Annotated in this window: 16 protein-coding genes; all 16 read left to right on the top strand. The window is 41.5% G+C overall.

Annotation, left to right across the window (positions count from 1 at the left end; translation table 11 throughout):
* Nucleotides 1-7: 7 nt before the first annotated feature.
* The 16 genes from H9L23_RS14640 (at nt 8) to H9L23_RS14580 (ending at nt 24,893) form a co-directional block, all read left to right on the top strand.
* On the top strand, nt 8-928 hold the full coding sequence (locus tag H9L23_RS14640) for a ferritin-like domain-containing protein (RefSeq protein ID WP_187591109.1): 921 nt from the start codon (nt 8-10) through the stop codon (nt 926-928).
* Nucleotides 929-962: 34 nt separating this feature from the next.
* Nucleotides 963-2,447, top strand: coding sequence for a SusC/RagA family TonB-linked outer membrane protein (locus tag H9L23_RS26895; RefSeq protein WP_262892369.1), 1,485 nt, complete (start codon nt 963-965; stop codon nt 2,445-2,447).
* On the top strand, nt 2,435-4,129 hold the full coding sequence (locus tag H9L23_RS26890; protein ID WP_317175300.1) for a SusC/RagA family TonB-linked outer membrane protein: 1,695 nt from the start codon (nt 2,435-2,437) through the stop codon (nt 4,127-4,129). Before H9L23_RS26895 ends, H9L23_RS26890 begins: the two co-directional genes overlap by 13 nt.
* Nucleotides 4,130-4,140: 11 nt before the next feature.
* On the top strand, nt 4,141-6,036 hold the full coding sequence (locus H9L23_RS14630) for a RagB/SusD family nutrient uptake outer membrane protein (protein ID WP_187591108.1): 1,896 nt from the start codon (nt 4,141-4,143) through the stop codon (nt 6,034-6,036).
* 8 nt (nt 6,037-6,044) lie between these two features.
* Nucleotides 6,045-7,484, top strand: coding sequence for an alpha-L-fucosidase (locus H9L23_RS14625; RefSeq protein ID WP_187591107.1), 1,440 nt, complete (start codon nt 6,045-6,047; stop codon nt 7,482-7,484).
* A 22-nt stretch (nt 7,485-7,506) separates the two neighbouring features.
* Nucleotides 7,507-7,881 carry a hypothetical protein gene (locus tag H9L23_RS14620; RefSeq protein WP_187591106.1) on the top strand — a complete coding sequence of 125 codons (375 nt, stop codon included), beginning with the start codon at nt 7,507-7,509 and terminating at the stop codon, nt 7,879-7,881.
* Nucleotides 7,882-8,185: 304 nt separating this feature from the next.
* Nucleotides 8,186-9,622: an alpha-L-fucosidase gene (locus H9L23_RS14615; RefSeq protein WP_246474697.1), complete on the top strand. Its 1,437-nt coding sequence runs from the start codon at nt 8,186-8,188 to the stop codon at nt 9,620-9,622.
* A 72-nt stretch (nt 9,623-9,694) separates the two neighbouring features.
* Nucleotides 9,695-9,895 (top strand): sulfatase-like hydrolase/transferase, encoded by a 201-nt coding sequence (locus H9L23_RS26425; RefSeq protein WP_223190983.1) that lies wholly within the window; start codon nt 9,695-9,697, stop codon nt 9,893-9,895.
* Between the two features lie 6 nt (nt 9,896-9,901).
* Complete coding sequence (locus H9L23_RS26420) at nt 9,902-10,216, top strand: alkaline phosphatase family protein (RefSeq protein WP_223190982.1); 315 nt, start codon at nt 9,902-9,904, stop codon at nt 10,214-10,216.
* Nucleotides 10,217-10,444: 228 nt separating this feature from the next.
* Nucleotides 10,445-11,701 (top strand): sulfatase family protein, encoded by a 1,257-nt coding sequence (locus H9L23_RS14605; RefSeq protein WP_246474696.1) that lies wholly within the window; start codon nt 10,445-10,447, stop codon nt 11,699-11,701.
* A gap of 331 nt (nt 11,702-12,032) precedes the next feature.
* Nucleotides 12,033-12,491, top strand: a complete 459-nt coding sequence (gene tnpA, locus H9L23_RS14600) for an IS200/IS605 family transposase (protein WP_187591105.1) — start codon at nt 12,033-12,035, stop codon at nt 12,489-12,491.
* A gap of 239 nt (nt 12,492-12,730) precedes the next feature.
* Nucleotides 12,731-15,409 (top strand): DUF4962 domain-containing protein, encoded by a 2,679-nt coding sequence (locus tag H9L23_RS14595; protein ID WP_187591104.1) that lies wholly within the window; start codon nt 12,731-12,733, stop codon nt 15,407-15,409.
* A 178-nt stretch (nt 15,410-15,587) separates the two neighbouring features.
* Nucleotides 15,588-17,567, top strand: a complete 1,980-nt coding sequence (locus H9L23_RS26645) for a ligand-binding sensor domain-containing protein (RefSeq protein ID WP_246474695.1) — start codon at nt 15,588-15,590, stop codon at nt 17,565-17,567.
* Nucleotides 17,568-17,593: 26 nt separating this feature from the next.
* A complete protein-coding gene (locus H9L23_RS26640) occupies nt 17,594-19,684 on the top strand; it encodes a hybrid sensor histidine kinase/response regulator transcription factor (protein ID WP_246474694.1) in 2,091 nt (696 codons plus the stop codon).
* A 405-nt stretch (nt 19,685-20,089) separates the two neighbouring features.
* A complete protein-coding gene (locus tag H9L23_RS14585; RefSeq protein WP_187591103.1) occupies nt 20,090-23,128 on the top strand; it encodes a SusC/RagA family TonB-linked outer membrane protein in 3,039 nt (1,012 codons plus the stop codon).
* A 4-nt stretch (nt 23,129-23,132) separates the two neighbouring features.
* On the top strand, nt 23,133-24,893 hold the full coding sequence (locus H9L23_RS14580) for a RagB/SusD family nutrient uptake outer membrane protein (protein ID WP_187591102.1): 1,761 nt from the start codon (nt 23,133-23,135) through the stop codon (nt 24,891-24,893).
* Nucleotides 24,894-25,210 lie beyond the last annotated feature (317 nt).

Below are 25,210 nucleotides of genomic sequence, written 5' to 3'. Positions count from 1 at the left end.
GATTAGTATGAATGTTTCAACAATCATTAAAGAATTAGAAAAGGTAGATGCTGAGGTTTATGAAAGATTGAGCCCAAGACGAAATGCATTGCACAGTTTTTTTAGTTTTGGCAAAAAAGTATCTCTGGCTGCATTACCGTTAAGCTTAGGCAGTATTTTCCAAAAAACTTACGCACAAACTAACTCAAATGCAGCTACGATAGATTCGCTTAATTTAGTTTTGGCCCTGGGTTATATGCAGTTCCAGTTTTATAACAATGCACTTACCGTAACACCCAATTTAATTCTGGCGGCCGATAAACCAATTATTACCACATTACGCGATCAGGAACAGGCACATATCAATGTTCTGATCAAAACCATTACCGATCTGGGAGGAACGCCAAGAACAGCAATGGTTTATACTAATTTTGATTATACCAGGGTAAATGCCAATGTAACCACTAATTATGCTACATTTCTGCGTACCGCTGTAGTGCTTGAAGATTTAAGCGAAAGGGCTTACAAAGGCCAGCTGGTTTCTTTAATGGGCACGTCGGTATTGGCTACAGCTGTACGCATACAAACCATAGAGGCCCGTCATTCTGCTCAGTTACGTTTGATGGTGAACAAGCAGCAGATTGCTACACTTAAGTACCTGCGCCCCTGGGTGAGTATCAGAAGAAATGATGCAGATGGATCAGATTTACAACCCATTACCGGGAATGATTCAATGATCGGGGCCTTAAATCCTGTATATGATATTGATACTGGATTGCTGAACAGAGAAACCAAAACAGCCCAGGCCGGGATTGAGTTGATTGGTATCGGAGGCAATATCAATATAACCGCTGGACCTGCTGCAGAATCTTTTGATGAATATCTTTCAACTGTTGCTGTTAAAACAGCAGCCAACCTGTTTATAAAAACCGGATTTCAACTAACCTAATAAAAAAAATAATTACCGATAAGGGAGAGATGATATGAAAAAAATTATAATCTTATTTTTATTACTTGGCACCTGTAAAGTTCTTTTTGCACAAGAAGTGATTACGGTGAAAGGTAATGTAAAAGATCAGACTAACCAACCCATGCCTGGGGCAACTGTTTACGAGAAAGGAACCAAAAATAGTGTGGTAACCGGTTCTGATGGAAGTTATCAGATTAAAGTAAAAGCGGACGCAACTTTGGTATTTACTTTTTTGGGTACCAAAGCGGTAGAACAAAGAGTGAATAATAGAACAAATATTGATGCAAAATTACAGGACGATGCCAACAACCTGAATGAGGTGGTGGTTATTGGTTATGGCCAGGAAGTAAAACGGGGCGATTTAACGGGTTCAATATCATCAATTAGTGGAACCGAACTTGCAAAAGTACCCGTACAGAACGTTGCTCAGGCTTTACAAGGGCGTATTGCGGGTATGCAGGTATCTATGGGCAGTGGCGATCCTGGCGAAGTACCTTCTATTAAAATCAGGGGAGGAACCTCCATTACGCAGAGCAATGAGCCGTTATATGTAGTTGATGGGGTACCACAAACCGAAGGACTGGCATTTTTGGATCCTACGGATGTGGAATCTATTGATGTATTGAAAGATGCTTCGGCAACGGCAATTTATGGTGCCCGTGGAGCAAATGGAGTAGTTTTGGTTACCACAAAAAAAATAAAAGCTGGTAAAACCACCATCAATTACGATGGATATTTAGGGGCCAAGTCTATTACCCGTTTTTTACCTGTTTTAAATACTTATGATTATGTAAAATATGTTTATGAAAACGCTTTGCCCAATGCAGGCAGGCTGGCAACTTTTTTAAACACTTACGGACCATTTGATTCTTTACAGGTTAAATATGGCAACAGGCCAGGTATCGACTGGCAGGAACAGGTGATGGGAGAAACCGCGATGACGCAGTACCACAAAATCAGTATTAATGGTGGCACCAACGAAATCAGGTATAACGTGTTTTATTCTAAAAACAATAATGAAGGAATTTTATTGAACAGTGGTGCCAATAAGGATATTGCCAAGTTAACCGTAACGAACAACATTGGCAAAAAAGCAGTGGTTACCGGCATAGTTAACTATTCTAATCAGTTTATTTATGGTACAGGTGGTACACAAACCGGTGGAAATTCCCGTTTGAGCTACTTACAGACGCTTTTGCAATACAGGCCGATAAACAGTAAAAATGGAAATGACCTTGATTTGCTGGATGATGCTGTAGATGCCCTCGATAACCAAAGTAACCCTGCCTTTCAAAGTCCTTTGTTGGCGTTAAGCACCCGTAAAGTGGAGCAATCAATAAAAAGCTTAAATTCAAGTGTAACGGTTAAATATAATTTTCTTAAAAACTTAACCTATAATGGCTTGGTTAGTTTTACCAACCAAACCAATAAGATCAAAACTTTTATTGATGCCAATAATATTCAGGCAATCCGTACCGGAGGGGCATTTGGGGAATAAGTGATGCTTTAACCAAGCGTTTATCATACAACAACATCATTACTTATGCCAACATTTTTGCTAAGGATCATAAAATGGATGTGTCTGTAGGACAGGAATATATTTATAATTACGGTGAAAACTTTGCCGCTACAACAAACGGTGTTCCGGTTTTTAACAATGGTTTTGATAATTTAGGGGCTGGTACCATTGCTACTTTCCCGTCATCATACACCGAGGATGATAAACTATTTTCTCTTTTTGCCAAGGCAAATTATTCTTACAGAGGTAAATATTTTGCAAGTGCATCCATCAGAAGAGATGGCTCTTCTAAATTTGGGCAGGAAAACGTTTTTGGCTATTTCCCTTCGGGAGCACTTTCGTGGAAAATTTCGGAAGAACCTTTTATCAAAAACATTAAAGCGATTTCTGATTTAAAACTGCGTTTAAGTTATGGTAGCTCGGGCAACAACAGGATTGCAAATTATGCCGCCCTGGCCACATTTGTAACCGGTAATTATCCGCTGATCAATCAGGTTAATTCTTCTGCTTACCGCAATAACCTTGAAAATCCGTTTTTAAAATGGGAAACTGTAGTGCAGAGTAATGTTGGTATAGACATCGGCCTTTTTAAACAAAGGATTATGCTAACCGCCGAGCTGTATGATAACCGTTCAAAAGATTTGCTGTACAACACCAGGATTCCGGCAAGCTCGGGCTTTAGTACCCAGCTACAGAATGTTGGCGAAACATCAAGCAAAGGAATCGAGCTTACACTGAGTACCGTTAACATTAAAAACAGTAATTTCCTGTGGAACACAAATTTCAATATTGCGTTTAACAGAACAAAAGTACTTAAATTAAGCAGTGGCGAAAATTCTTTGCTGGCCAGTAGTTATAATACGGCATTTAACGATTATATATTGCAGGTAGGTCAGCCAGTAGGCATCATGTATGGTTATATCAGCGATGGTTTATACCAGGTTAATGATTTTAACTATAACCCAACCTCAAACGTTTATACTTTAAAAACCGGTGTAGTTAACAATGGTAATGTAGCCCAACCGGGTTATGCCAAATATAAAGATATCAGTGGGCCAAATGGTACGCCAGATGGCTTAATCAATGATTTCGACCGTACGGCTATAGGTAATGCCAATCCAAAATTTACAGGTGGTATAAACAATACCTTCAGTTATAAAGGAATCGATTTAAGTGTGTTTTTAGATTTTACCTATGGTAACGATATTTACAATGCCAATGTGCAGAATAACCTGGGCTTATCAGGTGATTTTAACAGCAATCTGGCCTTTCAGGCAAACAGATGGACAAATGTAAATGCTGCCGGCCAGTTAACAACCAGTCCGGTAGAGCTTGCTGCAATAAATCAGGGTAAAAATACAGTTTCATCTATTGGTGGTACCACTGCCGGAAGGTTAACCCGCTTTGCAATAGAAGATGGTTCTTTCTTAAGGTTAAACAACATCAGTATTGGTTATACCCTGCCTAAGAAATGGTTAAGTGCAGTAAAAATAAGCAATGCCCGTATTTATTTTACCGCCTACAATTTACATGTATTTACCAAATACTCCGGATATGATCCTGAAGTAAGTGTAATTAATAATCCGTTAACCCCTGGAGTCGATTTTAGTGCCTATCCAAGAGGAAAATCTTTTCTGGCTGGTTTAAATCTATCCTTATAAAAAAAATCAATATGAAAGCTAAGTTTATAGATATAAAACATGCAACTTTTGTTGGCCTGATCACATTAGCAACATTTGTTTCCTGCAAAAAAGTAGTCGAAACCGATCCTTATTCTTCGTTTACGTCTGATAACTTTTTCAAATCAGTACCGGAGGCTTATGCTGCAACACTAGGGGTTTATGAAACACTTAAAAGCCCCAGTACCTATGCCTGGTATGTTCCTTTGGTGTATGATGCGGATACCGATGTTGAGTTTTTGAGCGCAGGAACCACGGCGAATGATTTTAGAGAGGTTTCACACTATTATTACCTGGCAGGCAATTCTTACTTTTACAGTACCTGGAGTACCTTATATAACGGCATAGACCGGGCCAACCTGGTGATTGAGCGCATACCACAAATGAACCTATACACCAGCGGAACTACAGAACAGAAGGCAGATTTAAACCGTATGATTGGTGAGGCTAAATTTCTCAGAGGATTTTTTTACTCAGAATTGGTACGGTTGTGGGGAGATGTACCTTTTAAAATCAAAAGTTCGGCCCCTGGAGATGACCTGAGTCTGCCACTAACCGATAGGTTTGTGATTTATGATCAGGTGATCAAAGACATGCAGGATGCTATAACCCTTCTGCCGGCAACCATTGCCAGCAACGAAAGGATAAATAAATTTGGTGCAAAGGCCGTATTGGCCCGCATAGCAATATTTGCCGGTGGATATTCTTTAAGGCCTGATGGTACGATGCAAAGGGCAACTGATTATACCAAATACTATCAATTGGCGCAAACACAGGTAAACGATGTATTGGCCTCAGGTTTATATAAATTGAACGACAGCTATAGCCAGGTTTTTAAAAATCAATCTCAACAAGTATTCGAGCCAAAAGAAAGTTTGTTCGAAATGTCTTTTTACACGCCTACGGTTACCAATACCAATAGCTCCAGCTGGGGCACTTTTAATGCTCCGCCTACTAATGCCGGTGTTTATGGGAGTACCTTAAACCGCACATTTGTGCCCTCTTCATTTTACAGCACATTTGCAGATGGTGATTTAAGACGTGATTTTTCTGTTGCAAGATATATTTTAGATGCCAACGGGAATAAATTACCATTGTTAACCAATAGAGATGATGAAAGATGGGGCCCGGGAAAATGGAGCAGGGAATACCAGAACAATTCGGCATTAGAAAAAACTTATACCAACATTAATTATGTGGCCATGCGTTATGCTGATGTATTATTAATGAAGGCTGAAATTGATAATGAATTAAACAACGGGCCTACAGCGGAAGCTTACGAAGCCATTAATACAGTTAGACGAAGGGCATACGGCACCAATGTTGCGGGTAGCAGAATCAATATTACATTAGGTGCCAGTGGAAGCGGCTACTCATTAAGCACCACTACACTCAGTAATACCTTCATTACAATTACCGGTGGTGGTGGTACAGATGCTTATGCAGTACCTACCGTTGTTGGAGATAAAGTAACCGCGATAACGATGTTAAACCAGGGTGGAGGTTATACCTCGGCCCCAACAATTGCCATTACCGATGTTAAAGGAAAAGGAACTGGCGCAACAGCTACCGCCACACTTTTGCCTAAGAAAAATAATGCTGATGTAGATTTACCTACAGGACTTAGCAAAGATGCCTTTTTGCTCAGAATACAAAACGAAAGGGCATGGGAATTATGTTTCGAAGGGATGCGCCGTGCAGATTTAATCAGATGGAACTTACTTGGCGATAAAATAAAGGCTACGCAAGATGCTGTTAAAGCTATCCGTTCTCAATATGCTTACGAAGCTGCTACTAATTTCAAAAAAGGTAAACACGAGCTGTATCCGTTTCCATCAAACGAACTGGATGTAAACAAAAAGATAACCAGGCAAAATCCAGGTTTCTAACCTATATCATGTTTAAAAAAATTATCCTACTATTTGCATTAGCGATTCCGGCAATCGCTAATGCCCAAGAAGATATTTACGATCCTTCGGCACAATATGAATACCCAACCGACCCATTGGTGCGAAAAAAACTTGACCAATGGCAGGATTTAAAATTTGGGGTAATCCTCCACTGGGGTGTTTATTCGGTTAATGGTATACCCGAAAGCTGGCCAATTTGTGGCGAGCCCTGGCCAAAACGCGATACCACCATGAGCTACGAAAACTATAAAAAATGGTATTGGGCACAGGCTGATAAATTTAACCCTGTCAAATTTAACCCCGATCGCTGGGCCGAAATTTCGAAAAATGCCGGGATGAAATATATCGTGTTTACCACCAAACATCATGATGGATTTAATATGTTCGATACCAAGCAGAGCGATTATAAAATCACCAACGGACCCTTTAAAAACAACCCTAAGGCCGATGTAACAAAGTATATTTTTGATGCTTACCGCAAAGAGGGAATGATGATCGGCGCATATTTTTCTAAACCTGATTGGCATTCGCCATATTTTTGGTGGGACCGTTTGCCTACACCTAGCCGTAACGCCAATTACAACATAAACAACTTTCCGGAGCGCTGGCAAAAATATAAGGATTTTACTTATAATCAAATTGCTGAGTTGATGTACAATTACGGTAAAATAGATGTGCTTTGGTTTGATGGTGGTTGGGTACGACCTGCTACAAAGACAGAATTGGCGCGACAGGAGTGGGGTCTTAATCAACGGGGACGTGCAAATTATCCTAACTTTAATCAGGAAGTTGATATGGCCAAAATTGCTAAAATGGCACGCGAAGCACAACCCGGTATTTTAGTAGCCGATAGAACCGTACATGGCCCTTACGAAAACTTTAAAACTCCTGAGCAATCTATCCCTAAAACCCAAATGAAAGACCCCTGGGAAACCTGTATTACCTTAACCAGGAGCTGGAGTTATAGAAGCGATGAAAAAACGAAATCGAGCACCTGGGTGATACAAAGTTTAGCCGAAATTGTGGCCAAAGGTGGTAATATGCTGTTGGGTTTTGGTCCAACACCTGAAGGTACCTTCCCTAAGGAGGTAGAAAAGCCTTTGGCAGAGGTTGGCGAATGGCTTAAAATAAACGGAACGGCGATATATGGTACCCGTATTACTGAAAACTACAATGATGGGCTAACCTGGTTTACACAAGCTAAAGATGGTAAAACGAAATATGCTATTGTCGGTATAAAAGAAGGAACAGCAGTACCAGCAACGCTACAGTGGAAAGGTAATGCGCCTACAGCAAATGGTAAAATAAAATTATTGGCTTCTGGTAAAAATGTACAATGGAAAACAGAAGGCGATGTGGTAGTGGTTACCCTACCTAAAGAACTGGTTGGCAAAACATCACCAGCATTGGCTTTTGCAATTAATTAATAACTAACTAAAAAATAAGAAAATGAAAAAAATAGTATTGGTATTGGGACTAATGTTGGCCACAACAGCATTATTTGCGCAAACTGCACCAGGTAAATACGATAAAGTTGTCGCCGCTGAAGTGGCTAAATTAGATGCTATAGTTAAAATAACGGAAGACCAGAAGCCTAAACTAGTAGCTTTAGAACTTGATCGCCAAACACGCAGAGGCGAAATGAAAGATTTGGGTGAGAATGCCACTGATGAGCAAAAAGCATCAATGAAACAATGGTATAAAGATTATGAAGGAAAGCTTGCTGCCATATTAATGCCAGAACAATTTAAAACCTATAAAGAAGCAAAAGCAAAAGACAAAGCTGAAGCGGAGGCAAAAAAAGCAGCAGCTGCCAAACAATAAAATTTTACTACCGAGAATACTCACAATCAAATATTCAGGATTTACAAGCTATGATAAGTGAATCGTATTTCTTGTTTCTGAGTTTTTTGGTGGTGAAAATATATATCAGCATCTCAGGAAGGCCAAACACTTGTGTTTATCACCCGCTCAGTTCATCTTGAAACTTACATTTAAATTGTAAAAAATGATTAATTAATCGGGCATTTCATCAAAATTGAAAGCATTTAAAACATCATTAAAACTACTCCTGGTAATATGCAGCTATTTTCGTTACTCTAACTAGCAAATAGCAAAACAGGTTATAATGAAAAAAAAACTTCTGATCTTCTTAATCTTATTTATCGCCATCCAAACTGTTCTTGCACAAAGGGATACCAAACCTATCCCACAAGACAACAAAATGGAGTGGTGGCGTAATGCCCGTTTTGGGATGTTTATCCATTGGGGTATATATTCCCGTTTTGCAGGCGAGTACCACGGCATTAGGCAACAAGGTGCCGGACCAGAGTGGATTATGAACCTGATGAAAATTCCCGTTCAGGAATATGTAGATACGGCTAAAAATTTCAACCCAACAAAATACAATCCCGATGCCTGGGCAAAAATGGCGAAAGATGCCGGAATGAAATACCTGGTGATCACCACCAAACACCACGACGGTTTTGCCTTATTTAAAAGCAATGCCAGCAAGTGGAACGTGGTAGACGCCACGCCTTATGGCAAAGATTTGATTGAGCCTTTGGTAAAAGCCTGCCATAAATACGGGCTTAAATTGGGCTTTTACTTTTCGCAGGCACAAGATTGGGTAAACCCTGGCGGTGGCGTAGGGCCTAAAAAGGCATCGAAAGGTTATGCCAACCCCGATAGTGCAAAAATTGATGCCTTTGTAAACGCAAACAACGGCCATTGGGATGTGGCGCAAACCACAGCTAATTACGATGAGTTTCTGGATAAAGTATCTATTCCCCAATTAAAGGAATTGATGACCAATTACGGCAAGGTAGATATTTTATGGTGGGATACTCCAGCCACTACCAATTTGCAACAGGCCTTAAGGTTAGAAGAACCATTAAAACTACAGCCTAACATTATTGTAAACAACCGGGTTAAAAAACCTTACGAAAGAGGCGATTATAAAGTGGCAGAAGGAAAAGTACCTGCCGTGGCTGAATTAGACGGCGGCAATTGGGAAGCTTGTGCCACACTTTCATCGGGTTGGGGTTATCTTACACCGAAATACAATGGATATAAATCTCACGAAAGTTTAATCAGGATGTTGATTGATATTGCCTCGAAAGGGGGTAATTTCTTATTAAACGTACCACCAACGCCCGATGGCGAATTTGATGCAGGCTCGCAAGCTACGCTAAAAGCTTTTGGCGATTGGATGAAAAAATACAGTGTTTCGATTTACGGCACTCAAGCCAATCCGTTAAAGGAAGTAAGCTGGGGACGTATTACAGCGAAAGGTGATAATAAAGGTACCAATTTATATTTGTCAGTATTTAACTGGCCAACCGATGGAAAATTAAAACTGGAAGGCTTGAAAAATAAAAAACTAAGCGCCAAATTGTTAGGGACAAATACGCCCTTAAAAATTGAGGCTGATGGGGATGATATTTTAATATCAGGATTACCCGCTACAGCGCCAGATAAAATTGCCTCTGTGGTTGAACTCCGTACGCCAGAAAAATTAAAGAGAACGTTTAAAGCCACAAAAATTGGATACTTCACCGGTTGATTTGAAATAAAATGAAAAAATAATGGATTTTTTAATGTTGCCGGAGGCGCACTGGGCAATGTTATTGAGGATATGGACGGAGCAATGGCCAAACTTTGGAAAATCCTCGAAAAAAACGGCCAGGCAGATAATACCATTTTTATTTTTACCAGTGATAACGGCCCATGGCTAAATGCCCCAAAACGAATGTTTGAGGATGGAATTACCCAGCCATACCATATTGGCTCGGCAGGTATTTTTAAAGGTTCGAAAGGGATATCTTACGAAGCCTGACACCGTATGCCTTTTATTGTTTATTATAAAGGTCATACGCTCACCAATGGGGTAATCAGAACGCGTTTGTCCAATATTGATATTCGGCCTACCATTGCCGACTGGACGCAGGTAAAATTGCCTGCCAATAATTTGGATGGAGAATCGATCAAAGATGTTTTAAGCATTAAGGGGTATCATAAACTGCATCAACCCATTTATTATGTAAACCGTGTTTTAGAAGGGGTAAAAGACGGCGACTGGAAATTAAGGGTAACGGTTAGCGAAGGGAAGAAATTAAATGAGCTGTACACCTTTCCGAAGATCCGGCAGAACGTGTAAACTTATACGATAACACGGTTTACCAGGCACGACAATAACATTTGATTAAATTATTGGACAATATCCGGGTTAATGAGGTACTTGTAATAATATGCCTTTTGATGCCAACCGATAAGGATATCGCATGATATTTACTGTTTTTCATCAAAATTGAATCTATTTTAACCATATTCTAAACTTGTTATAAGTAGGGATGGCTAAATTCGTTATCCGAAACGATTCGAAAACATGAAGTATATTATTCTGGTCCAGTTGCTTTTGTTAACCGTAATAGCTAATGCTCAAAATGGTAATAAGCCAAATATCCTGATCATTATGACCGATCAGCAAACAGCAGAAGCCATGAGCATTGCAGGTAATAAAGAGCTGCATACCCCGGCTATGGATAAACTGGCTAAAAATGGAATCCGGTTTACCAAAGCTTATTGTGCACAGCCTTTATGTACCCCATCGCGCACAGCGATTTTTAGTGGCAAAATGCCATTCGAAACCGGTTTTGTAGGCAATGCACCCGAAAAGGATGGCCAATGGCCTGATAGTTTGCTGATGATGGGCAAGATTTTCCAGAATGGAGGATATCAAACAGGTTATGTAGGGAAATGGCATTTGCCCGTACCCACCACAAAAATCAGTCAGCATGGATTTGAATACATCCAGAATACCAATTTTCTCGATTATAATGATGCCGGCACACCGGCTTATTGTGCACGTTTTATCAAAGAAAATAAGGACAAACCCTTTTTGTTAGTGGCATCGTTTTTAAACCCGCATGATATCTGTGAATGGGCCAGGGGCGAAACCTTAAAGATGGATTTATTGGCCGATGCGCCTCCTGCAGATCAATGTCCGCCATTGCCTGCCAACTGGAAAATACCGGCCAATGAACCTCAGATTGTGCGCGAGCAACAAAAAAAAGTGGGTTTACGCACTTATCCCTCCGTTAACTACAGTCCTGAAAAATGGCGTCAATACCGCTGGGCTTACAACCGCCTGGTAGAAAAGGTAGATGGTTATATCGAAATGGTATTGGCCTCATTAAAAAAGTACGGGGTAGAAAAAAATACGATCATCATTTTTACTGCCGATCATGGAGATGGTTATGCGGGCCACAGCTGGAACCAGAAACAGATTTTATACGAAGAAGCTTCAAAAGTACCTTTTATCATTTCGAAAATGGGAGAGTGGAAAGGGCGTACGGACGATATGCTGGTATGTAACGGTACCGATATGATCCCGACAATTTGCGGTTTGGCCGGCATACAAAAACCAGGTTATTTAAAGGGGATAGACATCAGTAAGAAACTGGCAGAACCCAATAAAAACCTGCGCGATACGCTGGTAATCGAAACCGATTTTGCAGATAATGAGGACTTGCTGGGCATTAATGGACATGCGGTAATTACCAAAGATTTTAAATACATCGTTTATAATAAGGGGGAGCAAAAAGAACAGCTATTTGATTTGACTAAAGACCCGGAGAAATGAATAACCTTGCGGTAAATGTGGCTTATAAAAAGAAACTGATAACAATGAGGGCTTATTTAAAACAATGGTGCAAAACAAATGGTGATCAGTTTACAGCCGGGTTATAGGTTTGGAAGGGGTTAAGAAATTTGAAATCTCTGGCATCGTTATCCTGGAAAAATCATATCCCCAAGCCCTGTAAGGGTGAAATTTGAACAAACGCATCGTTCTTAGATTCATATACTTAGCCCTTTATAGGCGATATTATGATAAAACTGCGCTCAGCCGTGTAGGGGCGATATTATGATAAAACTGCACTCAGCCCTGTAGGGGCGACATTATGGTATAAAAAATGGCAAATACATATTCACAAATTTCTATACACGCAGTGTTTGCCGTAAAAGGCAGACAAAATTTGATTGTAAAGCCGTGGAGGGATGAGCTGCACAAATATATAACGGGTATTATTTCAGCAAATGGAGCAAAGTCTTTAGCTGTGGGAGGCTGGTTAGATCATGTTCATATTTTTTTCGGGATGCCAGTTACCACCTGCATTTCTGATTTTATTGCGATTGTAAAAGCCAGTAGTAGCAAATGGATTAACGAACAGGGATTTGTTACAGGTAAATTTAGTTGGCAAGCGGGTTATGGCGCTTTTTCGTATGCCAAGAGTCAAAGAGATAATGTAATTAATTACATCATTAATCAAGAAGAGCATCATAGAAAGAAAACCTTTAAAGATGAATATTTAAAAATGTTAACAGATTTTGATGTAGAATACGATGGCAGATATCTATTTGAATTTATCTAGCTATAATGTCGCCCGCGGGGGCTACCATAATGTCGGCTCTAACGAGCCTTGCAATTTATATCGGGAGAGAATCTGTTAAAGTAAATTTCGCTAATATGATTTAAAATAAAGATGAATATGCGTGAGGGATAGCAGCGAAAAGCCCGGATCCCGATTCTTCATCGGGAGAGGACTTGTAGCGAATAGCCCGACCCGCAGGGGCACGCCCAAATAAAAAGAAAAGAACTGAACCACAAGCAATGAAGAAAATAATTATCCCAATCTTAACACTACTTTCACTAAATGTTATTGCTCAACAGCAGCCTGGCGTGATCAAATTAACCGCCGAAAAACTGCATGCACGGGTACGCGAGTGGCCTTACCCAATAAATGGCATTACGGTGCCTACCAATGCGCCAGCTTTATTGTGGCCGGGTACCAATGGTAAAAATATGGTAACGCCAATGGAAAGTGGAAGTGAAGTGCCCGAAGATCCGAATATTGGGAACGTGCATTATAAGGTAGTATTGGCGAGTGATAAAGATTTTAAAAGCGATTTAACAGAAAGCGAAGAGCAGCGTTGGGCGGTTTATCCTTTACACAAAGCCTTAAAACCCGGTAAATGGTATTGGAAATATGGCTATGCCTTAAAAGGGGCAAAACAATGGTCGTGGTCGCCAACCTATAATTTTGTGGTGGATGGAAAATATGCCAACGAAAAAGTAGCACCGCCCATAATTGAGGTTTTAAAACGCAACCAGGGGGCACACCCCTTGTTGTGGGGTATGAACAGGATAGGGGATGATTTTTACCGCAATAACCTCGAAAATCCGGAAGCTAAAAAGTTTATTGCTTTTGCCGAAAAACTGATAAAAGAACCTTTGCCAACCGAAAAACCACAGCGGATTATTGATACCACGGGGAAAAATGACCGGGAAAAGAAAATTATCATCGAACGCATGTACCATGGTTTTGGCGATGCCGTCGGCACACCTGTACGTAACCTTTGCATTGCTTATCAACTCACTAAAGACAAGCGTTTTATACTCGATGCTAAACGCAGGGCACTTAATATTGCCAAAATGGATCCTAACGGACTGGCCACGGGAGATGATTTTACAAGCGGGGCGGTATTGGAAGCCCTGGGCTGGTTTTATGATGCGGGTTATGCAGTTTTAGATCCGCAGGAGAAAGAACTGTTTAAAAACATCATTACCATCAGGGCTAAACGGGTTTACGACCATTTGCCCAACCGTTTCGAACTGCATGTTAGCGATAACCACGTATGGCAGATAACCCTGCGTAACTTAGCCATTGCTACCGTTGCTGTAGTAAACGAGGTACCCGAAGCCAAAGAATGGTTAACCTATATGTACGAAGTATGGTCGGCACGTTTTCCGGTATTGGGTACAACCGATGGCGGCTGGCATGAGGGCAATGGTTATTTCAGGGTGAATTTTAAATCGATTATTTACCTTTCGCAAATGTTCGGCGATTTTAGCGGTGTAGATTATTTTAAATTGCCCTGGATGCAAAATTTGCCTTATTACCTATTGTACACGCATCCTAATGGAGCTGCATCTACAGCTATTGGCGATATGTGGGAGAATATCCCTGATGTAGTAAAAGGCGAAGCGTGGTTTGCTGATGCACTTACTTTCAGGATGAACAATCCTTACCTAAACTGGTATGTAAATGCAATAAAAACGAGCCATCCCGATTATTTCCGAGGAACGGATGATTACCTTTTATTCCGCCTGTTAAATTATAAACCAGACCGCAAATTGCCAGTTTTATCGCCCGAAAAACTGCCTAAAAGCCGCGATTTTGCTGATGTGGGGGTAGTAGCCATGCACGAGGATTTAGCAAATGCGGATAAAACCTTAAGCAGTTACCTGTTTAGCAGTCCATTTGGTTCATCAGGTCATGGTCATGCCTCGCAAAATGCTTTTACCATTAATTATAAAGGAAAGGTATTGTTTGGTGGAAGCGGCTATTACAGCAATTTTAGTGATAAACATAATTTGTTGTATTACCGTAGTTCAAAAGCATACAACACCATTCTGGCCGATAGTTTAAACCAAAAAATTGGCGAAGAAGGTTATGGCTGGATTCCGAGGGCAATTACCGGACAGCACATTCAATACGCCCTGGGCGATGCCAGCAAGGCTTATGGCGAAATTAAAAGTGAATTTTGGCTGGATCGCTTTAAGCAGATCAATTTAGTGCCAAATAAAGCGAATGGTTATGGCGAAAGTGGTGTAACCCTGTACCGTAGGCATATATTGCAGTTGGAGGGTGGCTACATTTTACTATATGATGAACTGGAAGCAAATAAACCGGTAAAATGGACTACACAATTCCATGCGCCTTATTACACTATAGAAGCACAGCCCACCAATAACACCAATGAACAGCATTTTGCCTTAAAAACAGATCTGGGTAATGTAAATGCTGCCGTATTTGCAAACAGTGCCTTAAACTTAAATGTGCACAACAAATTTTACGAAACTGCGGTGAACTGGAACAAGGTAACCAACGATGAAGGGAAAATTAAAGATTTTGTTGATCAATGGCATGCCGGTATTACCTCATTGCCTGCACAAAAATTTAGGTTTTTTACCATCATTCAGGTTAAAGATGGCAAAACAGAAATGATTAAAACACTGCCAGCCACCAACGGACTTGCTCATTTGCAAGTAGGCGATTGGAATATAAAGGTACAGCTGGATGGTAATAAAAAAGCCGCATTACAGGTTTTTGGCAAACAGGCTAATGCGATGTTCAACTATGGCGATTTACCCATCAGTTTTAATGGTCAGGCTTACAAACCCCAGCTAACGGGCAGTTCTACCTTATTAGAAATGAAAGGAATAAAACTGGATAAACAGGAAGTGGTTGATAAATTACCGGATGTTGCCCTTTATGATAAAGAATAATTTAAACCAATTTTAAAATAAATGTAAATTATAGAGGATTTTTAGTGTAGTAATAGGATGTTGGGAACCGTAATGCAATAAGCTTTAAGATTCCCACCTGCGCTGGATCCGATAGCCATCGGATGACGACTGCAATACACTCGAGATAACAACGAAAATTATTAAATTTGAAAAACGTATGTTTCAAAAAACAACCATAAAAATATTAAACATATCCAGCAGTACTTACCGCTGGCTGGCTGTTTTTGTAACCTTCACCACCCTTGTTTTTGTTGGGAGCCATGCTCATGCACAATTAGAAGAACGTTATTTTCGTAATATTTCGGTTGATAAAGGATTATCGCAAAGCACTGTTTTTTCCATCAAACAAGATACCTTGGGCTTTATCTGGATGGCCACACAAGATGGGCTTAACCGTTACGACAGCAAGGGTTTTAAAGTTTACCGTCCAGTAAAATCAGATCCTAAAAGTTTACAGTCTTACTATACCCGTACCCTTTTTATCGATCATAAAGGCAGTTTATGGGTAGGCGGAAACCAGGGCGTAAGCTGTTACAACTATACTACAGATGGCTTTACCAATTACAAACTGCCCCGTAGTCTTGGCGAATGGTATGTTTCTTCCATTACTGAAGATCCTCAGCATAATATATGGGTTACTTCTGTAGTGGGTGGTATTTTTAAACTGGCTGCGGGCGAATCGCAATTTAAACAGGTTAATTACGACTCATTTAATACCGGTATTAAAAGGGTTGTTTATATCGGCAGCTGGAAACAGACCATTTTAATCGGTACCGAAGTTGGTCTGTTTAAAATGACCGGCGCCAAAAACAAACTCGTTAAAATTGATTTAGGAACCGATAAACCGTCCATTAACGACGTGTATATCGATGGAAATGTATTTTGGGTCGCTACAGAGGGTAAAGGACTTATCCGGTATCATTTCGAGACCGGTGAAAAGAACGTTTTTCTACATTCGCCGGGTGTTAAAAGCATCGCCGATAACAATATCCGCTGCGTTGGAAAAGATACTGACGGAAATATCTGGCTTGGAACTTTTAAAGGTTTATCCATCTTAAACCTGAATAATAATACGTTAGAAAACTATTTTCATCAGGTTTCTCAACCTTATACCATTAGCCAGAATTCGGTCCGTTGTTTTTTTAAGGATAAACAGAATGGCATCTGGCTTGGGACTTTTTACGGTGGGGTTAATTATTACCATAAAAACGACATCAAATTTAACCTGCTCAGTCAGAATACAGGCCGGCTTTCGTTAAATGACGAAGTGGTCAGCGCGATTAAAGAAGACGCTAAAGGTAACTTCTGGATAGGGACCAATGATAAAGGTCTTAACTATTGGAACAGGGCAACCAATACCATCAGCTATTTTTCAAACAACGAAAATAATCCCAATAGCTTAAGTACAAACAACATCAAGGCCATTGCTTTTGATAACGACCAGAACCTTTTGGTGGGCACACATAATGGTGGATTGAACATCTTAAATCCGAATACAGGAAACGTAAAACGGTACCGCCATAACGAGAACGACCCCAACAGTATTGCCGGCGACCTGGTTTATGGCATCTTAAAAGATTATAAAAACAGGATCTGGATAGGCACACGTTCTGGCCTGGACGAGTTTAACCCCAAAAGCCAGACTTTTACACACATTCATTTAGACAGGGCGGGTAAAAGACCGGGTTCTGATGATATCACCTATCTTTTTGAGGATCGTAAACACCAGATCTGGATTGGTTCGACCAACGGCATTACCCTTTTTTATCCGGATAATGTGCTGTTTGGCAATGATATTAACAGTCAGTTAAAAGAAGAAGTAATTACCTGCATTACAGAAGATAAAAAAGGCAGGATCTGGATCGGTTCGAGGGAAGGATTAATTTTGTATGATGAAAACCAGGAATCATTTATTACCTATAAAAACCAAAAGGATTTTATAAAAGGTACCATTTACGGTTTGCAGCCCGATAATGAAGGGAATATTTGGGTTTCAACCAATAAGGGCCTTATCCGTTTCAATCCGGATACCAAAACATCACAGGCTTTTGATGAATCAGATGGCCTGCAGAACAATCAGTTTAACGATTATGCTTTTTGCAAGGCAAAAGATGGAATGTTACTTTTCGGGGGATAAAAGGCCTATCTTATTTTTATCCATCAATGGTTAACCAGCAGCCGCTGAGTTTAAACCTAACTTTTACAGGCCTGGAGGTTTTTAATAAATCTGTTGCTGCGGGCGACGGGACCGATATTTTACAGGGATACATCGATCAGGTAGGTAAGCTTGAACTGGGTACAGAGTTTAAGCAGTTTAGTATTTTGTTCAATACCTTTAATTATATCTCGGCTAACCGTACCCAGTATTACTATAAATTGGAAGGGATTGATAATATATGGCAGCAAACCAGTGAGCTTAAGGTGAGTTACAACAATCTCCCGTCGGGGAATTACACTTTTTTAATTAAAGCTGTTGGTCCAAATGGTGAAGTTAGCCCAGTTAGACAGTTAAAAATTGCAATTTTACCCCCCTGGTACCGTACTTTATGGTTTTACCTGGTGCTGTTTGTGGTGCTTGGTGTAGCTTCATACCTTGGCTATAAAATTATTGCCGAACGGATTAAAGCCCTGCAACAATTAAAGCTGGAGCGGATTGAAAAAGAGCGGGTGAGGGACATTAACCAGGTGAAGATGGATTTTTTCACCAACGTATCGCATGAGCTGAGAACGCCATTAACGCTGATTTTGGCACCATTGGAAGAATTATTGAAACTGCCGCAGGTAGATAAAAGCCTGAAAAAGAAATACGACCTGATGCTGATCAATGCCAAAAGGCTGTACAACCTGGTTGATCAGTTGTTCGAATTCAGGAAAACCGAAATGGGCACCCGGCAGCTTAAAGTAGATAAAACTGACATTGTGAGCTTTGTGCACGAGATTTACGAATCATTCAGGCCGCTTTCAGAAAAAAACAACATCAGTTATACCTTTCATTCAACAGAGGCAAAACTTTCTTTCTATTTTGATAAAGATGCCATGGAGAAGATTTTGTTCAACCTCTTATCCAATGCATTTAAATACACCGTGGCCAGCCAGAAAATAAGTATCGAACTGATTAAGCAGAACGATAACATGCTGATCAAGGTAGCCGACACGGGCGTTGGTATTGCTGAGCAGGATTTATCAAAAGTATTCGACCGTTTTTATCAGGTAAATAACCGCGAAATGAACCTCGGCTCAGGCGTTGGTTTGGCTTTTACCAAAAGTTTGGTAGAGCTGCATCATGGTTATATTACGGCACAAAGCGCAAAAGGACAGGGTAGTGTGTTTACGGTAACCATCCCCATTTCGGATGAAGTGTACCGCAATCATATCAATACGGAAACCAAAATGTACGAATTGTCCATCATACCCGATCAGGCTGCTCCGATAGAAGATATTGCGGTTTGGGAAGAAAGCGAAACCTTACAGGAAGAAGAAAATAGCTCTGCAACCAAACTCTTGATTGTGGATGATAATGAAGAAATCATCGCTTACCTTCAGGAATATTTTAGCAGACTGTATCAGGTAGCCGTTGCCTATAATGGGCAAAAGGCATTAGAAATGCTCGAAATAGAACAGTACGATATCATTATCAGCGACGTGATGATGCCCGAACTGGATGGACTGCATTTTTGTAAGCGCGTAAAACAGAATATCAATACCTCGCATATTCCTTTAATGCTGTTAACCGCCAGAAACGAAACCAGTCAGCAGATAAAGGGTTTGGAAATGGGCGCTGATGATTATATCACAAAGCCATTTTCTACCAGTTTATTAGCTGCCAAAGTGGCTAACCTGCTTCGTTCACGCAAGCGCTTAAAAGAACACTATTCTACCCGAAAAGAAATGGTGCCCGAAAATATTGCCTTTAATACCCTTGATGAAGAGTTTTTGAAGCAGGCCATCGCCATTGTAGAAGAACACCTGGCTGATTCTGAATTCTCGGTTGATAAATTTAGCCGGGCCATTGGCATGAGCCGTTCTAACCTCTATTTAAAGTTTAAAGCCATTACCGGCGAATCGGCTACCGATTTTATCAAGCGGATCCGTTTTAATAAAGCAGTAGAGCTGATGCAGAGCAAACGTTACACCATTGCACAGATTACTTATATGTGCGGCTTTAACTCGCCTTCCTACTTTTCTACTGCATTTAAACAGCATTATGGCTGTATGCCAAGCGAATATCTCACCCGTGCTGATGAAATGAAATAATAGGCTTTTTCTCGCTGATTAGCATAATATTAAATCATTATCCTGATGGTCGGTGTCTCACTGATCATAGTTTCTGACATCGTCATCGTTTGTATTATACGATGCGCGCACAATCACCATAACCCATAGTAGTAAGATTGCTTCATCCAATGAAAAATTGGCTTCGCAATGACGATCCATCTATACTAATCCTCATTACTTATTTTCTTTAGTAAAAAAACACTAAAAATCCCCTCTTAATAACCGTTTAAGCCAAATTTATTTTGCAATCGTCACACCAATCGTTCCAATCAGATTTAACAATTTAATAATCTAACAGGTAAATGGTGCTTACATCAAAAGAACATCTTTGTGCGATTTCTATTAAAACGATTTTCCAAACCAAACACTTACGATTTATTAATTATGCAAGGACTTTATGCTATTAAATTCCGGTTACCGCAACATCTTTTCCAGAAGGTGTTATTATCTGCATTACTGCTAGTTTCGGCGTTTGCCGTATCCGCACAGCAGACCGGCCGCACGGTAAGCGGGCGTGTTACCGATGAAACGAATCAGGCCCTTACAGGTGCCACAGTAAAAGAACAAAACAGCAGCAATGCGGTTTCTACCGACGCCAAAGGCGCGTTTAAGCTGAACAATGTAAAAGGTAAAACCCTTGAGGTTTCTTTTATCGGTTACAAAACAAAACTGGTTGCTGCAAGTGGAGATTTACTCAACATCAGCCTCGAGCCCGATGCTTCTATGATGGATGAGGTAATGGTAGTGGGCTATGGTAAACAAGCCAAAAAAGACGTTACCGGAGCAGTTACCCAGCTCGATGCCGCTAATTTCAGGCAGGGTGTTGTTACCTCTGCCGATAACCTGTTACAGGGCAAGATTGCCGGTGTAAGGGTAGTGGCCAGCAGTGGCGAACCCGGTGGTGGTGTGGATGTAACCATCCGCGGTACCGGTTCAATCCGAAGTGGCAGTACGCCGCTCTTCGTGGTTGATGGGGTGCCTTTAACCAACGATGATGTGAGCCCGGGCGGCTCAAATGTGGGTTTTGGTTCATCAAAAGCCAAAAACCCTTTAAATTTCCTGAACACCAGTGATATCGAATCAATCTCGGTACTGAAAGATGCCTCTGCGGCAGCAATCTACGGTGCCCGCGGTTCGAACGGTGTGGTAATTGTAACTACTAAAAAGGGTAAGTCGGGCCAGGGCAGTTTTACCTACGACTCCTACCTGGGCCTTTCAACTATTGCTCATAAACTCGACCTGCTGAATGCCGATGAATACCGTGCGGCAATCAAAGACAAATCATTCGACCACGGCGGCAATACCGACTGGCAGGATGTGATTTACCGCCAGGCAAAAACTTTAAATAACTCGGTATCCTTCTCAAAGGCCACCAATACAGGCAACTACTATGTTTCGGCAGCACAGATGGATCAGGAGGGGATCGTGAAAAACAGTGAGTTTAAACGTACCTCGGCCAGGATTAATGCATCTGAATCTTTCCTTGACGATAAACGCCTGAAAATCGGCATCAACTTGACCGGTAGCGAAACCCGCGATGACGGTGTACCTACCAGCGACGATGGTGGATCGAACGGCCAGCTGATCATCCAGGCACTGATGTCGAACCCGACCCGTTCGGTATACGATAACAATGGCAATTTCACCAACTTCAATGCCAACGCGCACTATAACCCGGCCTATCTTTTGGATATCTACCGCGACCGTACCCGTACTTTAAGGGTACTGGGTAATATGGACGTATCCTTCAGGATCGTAAAAGGATTAGAGTACAAGTTCAATTTAGGCCTCGACCGTTCGGTAGGCGAGCGTAACACCACCATTTTTCCCAACATAACAGATCTTAATCCAACGGGAAGATATGTACAGACTAATCTCGATTCGAAGAGTACGCTGATGGAGCATTACCTGAACTATAACCTGCTTGCAGGTAAACACAAAATTGATGCTGTTGCCGGTTTCTCTTATCAGAAATTTGAAAGGGGAGGTACGGGTTTTAGTATCATTGGTTTAGCCAGCAAGAATACTGGTGTTCTGCCTGAGAATAATCCGGGTTATGCAGGTACCCAGAATGGTGTAACGGGTTTTGCACAGATTAACGAGTTGCAGTCGTATTTCTCGAGAGTGAATTATGCCTACGATAATAAATACCTTTTTACCGCATCGGTACGTGCTGATGGTTCAACCCGTTTCGGCGAAAACAATAAATACGGTTACTTTCCTTCATTCGCGCTGGGCTGGAACATTGCCCAGGAAGATTTCCTGAAGGCAATTCCTGTTGTAAACGAACTGAAACTGAGGGCAAGCTGGGGCCAAACCGGTAATCAGGAGGTACAGAACAAACTTACCAAGGCAAGTTATGCACTCTCGCCTGCTCAAGGTTACTACCTCAACAACGATCTTACATTGGTAAACGGTATCAATGTGATCAGGACACCAAATCCCGATCTTAAATGGGAGGTGGTTACGCAGTACAATGTGGGGCTAGACTTTGAACTCTTTAAAGGCAAATTTTATGGTACGCTGGACTATTTCAACAAAACCACAACTGATGCCATCCTCAATATTCCTGCGCCGGTGCTGAGCCCTACAAATGATATTTGGGTAAACCTCGATGGAAACTACGGAGGCAAGATTGTAAACAAGGGTTTTGAATTTATGCTTGGCTCAAAATTGATCAGCAATGGTAAATTTAACTGGAGTGTTGATGTAAACGGTGCCACGCTCAACAATAAGGTAAAAGATCTTCCCATTTCGGAAATCACTTCAGGTACCATTTCGGGGCCAGGCCTTTCGGGCGTAACGGCCAATATCTATAGGAACGGTTATGCAGCCGGCTCTTTCTATATGTGGGAGCATATCGGTTTCGATAGCAAAGGCAACAATATCTTTAGAGATGTGAACGGCGATGGGGTGATCGACAACAATGATAAGGTGGTTTTTCAAGGTGCCATTCCTACCTTTACCTACGGACTGAACAGCCAGATGACATACGGGAATTTCGACTTCTCGTTCTCGATTATCGGGCAAAGGGGCGGTTACCTGGTGAATAACACTGGGCTGAACGCACTGAATATCAATAATCTTGCATCGGACAGGAACGTATCAAAACATTATTTTGACATGGGAGCCAATCCGGCCAACCCGCCGCAACTGTCGTCGCTGTACCTGGAGAAATCCGATTTCATCAGGCTTAACTCGGTACGCCTGGGCTATAATATCAAAGTAAAACAACTGAGCTGGTTACAAGGGCTAGGTATTTATGTTACCGGGCAGAATCTGTTCACCATTACCAATTACAGCGGTTACGACCCGTTGATCAACAGTCCGAAGGCAGTTAATGGTAACCAGTCTATAGGTATCGATTATACCAGCTACCCAACCGCTCGTACAATTATTTTTGGTGCCACCTTAAAACTATAATAAAATGAAAAGCTATCACATATTCAATATAAAAAACATTATGCTGCTTGCTACTGCGCTCGTTTTTACTGGCTGTACCAAGCTCGACGAAAAAGTGCTTGATGAAGTACTGGGCAGTAGTGCTTCCAACCCTGCAGGCGCACTAACAGCGGCATATAGCCGTTTGGGCGAAGGTACCTTTGTAGATCATGGTGCAGTTTTTTCACTGCAGGAATACACTACCGACGAGGCTATTTTGCCCACACGTGGGAGTGATTGGGGCGATGGGGGCAAATGGCGCTCGATGCACGAGTTTACCTGGGCGCCTAACAACCCAATTGTTACCGATAACTGGAACATGCTCACCAACGGGATCACCCGATCATTAACGGCAATAAAGGAGGTAACCAATAGCAGCATCCCACAGAAAACACTCTATTTGGCAGAGGCTAAAGGTTTACTGGCCTTTTATACCTACACCACTTTGGACCTTTTCGGGCAGGCGCCTTACCGCGACCCGATGGATGAGAAAGCCCCATTGGAGATGAAACAGGGTGCCACAGCGATCGATGAACTCATTCTGCAGGTAGAAGCCCTGATTCCGAATCTTGCCCCTCTGGGTGAGCAATCTACCCATAACGGCAGGTTTACCAAAGAGGCTGCTTATGGTTTGCTGGCAAACATGTACCTGAACCGTGCGGTTTTTAAAGACCGTTATGCGGCCAGCTTCAACTTCAACGAGAAATCGGTGAATACGGCTGAAACGGATATGGATAAGGTGATCAGTTACACCTCTTTATTAATCAACTCTGGTAAATTCAGCCTGCTAAGCAACTATTTCGACAACTTTGCGATCAAGAACTCTGGAGGCAAAGAACTGATTTTTGTAGTGGTACAGAAAATCGATTACCTGCGTAATGGCTCGAACTCCTTCGCTTATGTGTGCGTGGAACGTAACCAGAAACCCTCGCCGGCCAACAGGGGTACCAACGCCGCTTGTATCAGTCCGCAGTTTTATGCCAGCTGGGACGGTAACCACGACGACCCGAGGTTTACACAAAAATACCAGTATGCCGACGGTACCTGGTTTACCAACGATGGCCCGGGAAGTGTACCAGCCACCGATATTGTGCCGAAGAGCAACAACCTACCCTGGTTCCACTTTAACAGGGGAATTATGGCGGGCCAGCAGTATGGGCCAAAGCTGACCACTGGAGGTGGTTTTGAAATGACCGCCGATGGCAGGATCAAGGTTTCGGAACTGGTTATGGAGAAGAGTACCTCTACAAAAATGGACTTTACACCAGAACTTAACTTCTCTAATCCAACACAGGCAGTGTTTGCACAGAATGAGATCAACCGCGGTGCACGCTGTTTTAAATACGAGTTCGACCCTGAGCTGGATAACGGAACGAGCAATGTAGATATTCCATTGATCCGTTTGGGCGCCATCTACACCATGCGTGCAGAAGCCTATTTTCGCAAGGGGATGGTGGCAGAGGCCATGGCCGACATTAACAAACTGCGTACCTCAAGAAAACGTGAAGCTTATTATAACAGCACACCAGGTACACCGATCACCTCGCTGAACGAGGCTACACTTTACAAGGAAATTGCTTACGAAACCTATTGGGAGCTGTTAAGGCGTCCGCAGATGATCCGTTTCGGAAAATATGAGCTACCTTTTAGCGCAAAACCGACTACCCAGCCCTTCAGGAGGATTTTCCCGATACCGCAGGCAACGCTTGATGTGACCAAAACGATCAAACAAAACCAGGGCTATTAGTATACCTGATTTCCCGATCAATCCTGAATGAATGAGTAAAAAATAAATTTATTTAAACAGTAGCAAGCATGAGTTTGCTACTGTTTTTGTTTCTTGCGATCTGATTTCAATATTTTTGTTGTTATATATCAGATGTAAAGTTAACCTCACTTTTTTGAACCATTTGTTGAACATCTGACGCAACCAGGCCATCGGGACCAAGAATAATCTGAAACAGCACCAAATCCCGGTGTTGATATCGCTTTCTATCAGGCCAAGATCAAAAAAAATGTCCTGCCCGTTTTCATCTTCGATAACACCCTTTCCAAAAAATGGAT

The sequence above is a fragment of the Pedobacter roseus genome (assembly GCF_014395225.1).
In the GTDB taxonomy this organism is placed as follows: domain Bacteria; phylum Bacteroidota; class Bacteroidia; order Sphingobacteriales; family Sphingobacteriaceae; genus Pedobacter; species Pedobacter roseus.
Note: the sequence above shows the minus strand (reverse complement) of the source record. Positions and strands in the feature narration are given on the sequence as shown.

Excerpts from the sequence above, each read along its gene's own strand:
- H9L23_RS14630 (WP_187591108.1), top strand. The coding sequence starts at position 4,141 with ATGAAAGCTAAGTTTATAGATATAAAACATGCAACTTTTGTTGGCCTG.
- H9L23_RS26425 (WP_223190983.1), top strand. The coding sequence starts at position 9,695 with ATGGACGGAGCAATGGCCAAACTTTGGAAAATCCTCGAAAAAAACGGC.
- H9L23_RS14620 (WP_187591106.1), top strand. The coding sequence starts at position 7,507 with ATGAAAAAAATAGTATTGGTATTGGGACTAATGTTGGCCACAACAGCA.
- H9L23_RS14640 (WP_187591109.1), top strand. The coding sequence starts at position 8 with ATGAATGTTTCAACAATCATTAAAGAATTAGAAAAGGTAGATGCTGAG.
- H9L23_RS14595 (WP_187591104.1), top strand. The coding sequence starts at position 12,731 with ATGAAGAAAATAATTATCCCAATCTTAACACTACTTTCACTAAATGTT.
- H9L23_RS26640 (WP_246474694.1), top strand. The coding sequence starts at position 17,594 with ATGGTTAACCAGCAGCCGCTGAGTTTAAACCTAACTTTTACAGGCCTG.
- H9L23_RS26420 (WP_223190982.1), top strand. The coding sequence starts at position 9,902 with ATGCCTTTTATTGTTTATTATAAAGGTCATACGCTCACCAATGGGGTA.
- H9L23_RS14605 (WP_246474696.1), top strand. The coding sequence starts at position 10,445 with ATGAAGTATATTATTCTGGTCCAGTTGCTTTTGTTAACCGTAATAGCT.
- H9L23_RS26645 (WP_246474695.1), top strand. The coding sequence starts at position 15,588 with ATGTTTCAAAAAACAACCATAAAAATATTAAACATATCCAGCAGTACT.
- H9L23_RS26895 (WP_262892369.1), top strand. The coding sequence starts at position 963 with ATGAAAAAAATTATAATCTTATTTTTATTACTTGGCACCTGTAAAGTT.
- H9L23_RS14585 (WP_187591103.1), top strand. The coding sequence starts at position 20,090 with ATGCAAGGACTTTATGCTATTAAATTCCGGTTACCGCAACATCTTTTC.
- H9L23_RS14625 (WP_187591107.1), top strand. The coding sequence starts at position 6,045 with ATGTTTAAAAAAATTATCCTACTATTTGCATTAGCGATTCCGGCAATC.
- H9L23_RS14615 (WP_246474697.1), top strand. The coding sequence starts at position 8,186 with ATGAAAAAAAAACTTCTGATCTTCTTAATCTTATTTATCGCCATCCAA.
- tnpA (WP_187591105.1), top strand. The coding sequence starts at position 12,033 with ATGGCAAATACATATTCACAAATTTCTATACACGCAGTGTTTGCCGTA.
- H9L23_RS14580 (WP_187591102.1), top strand. The coding sequence starts at position 23,133 with ATGAAAAGCTATCACATATTCAATATAAAAAACATTATGCTGCTTGCT.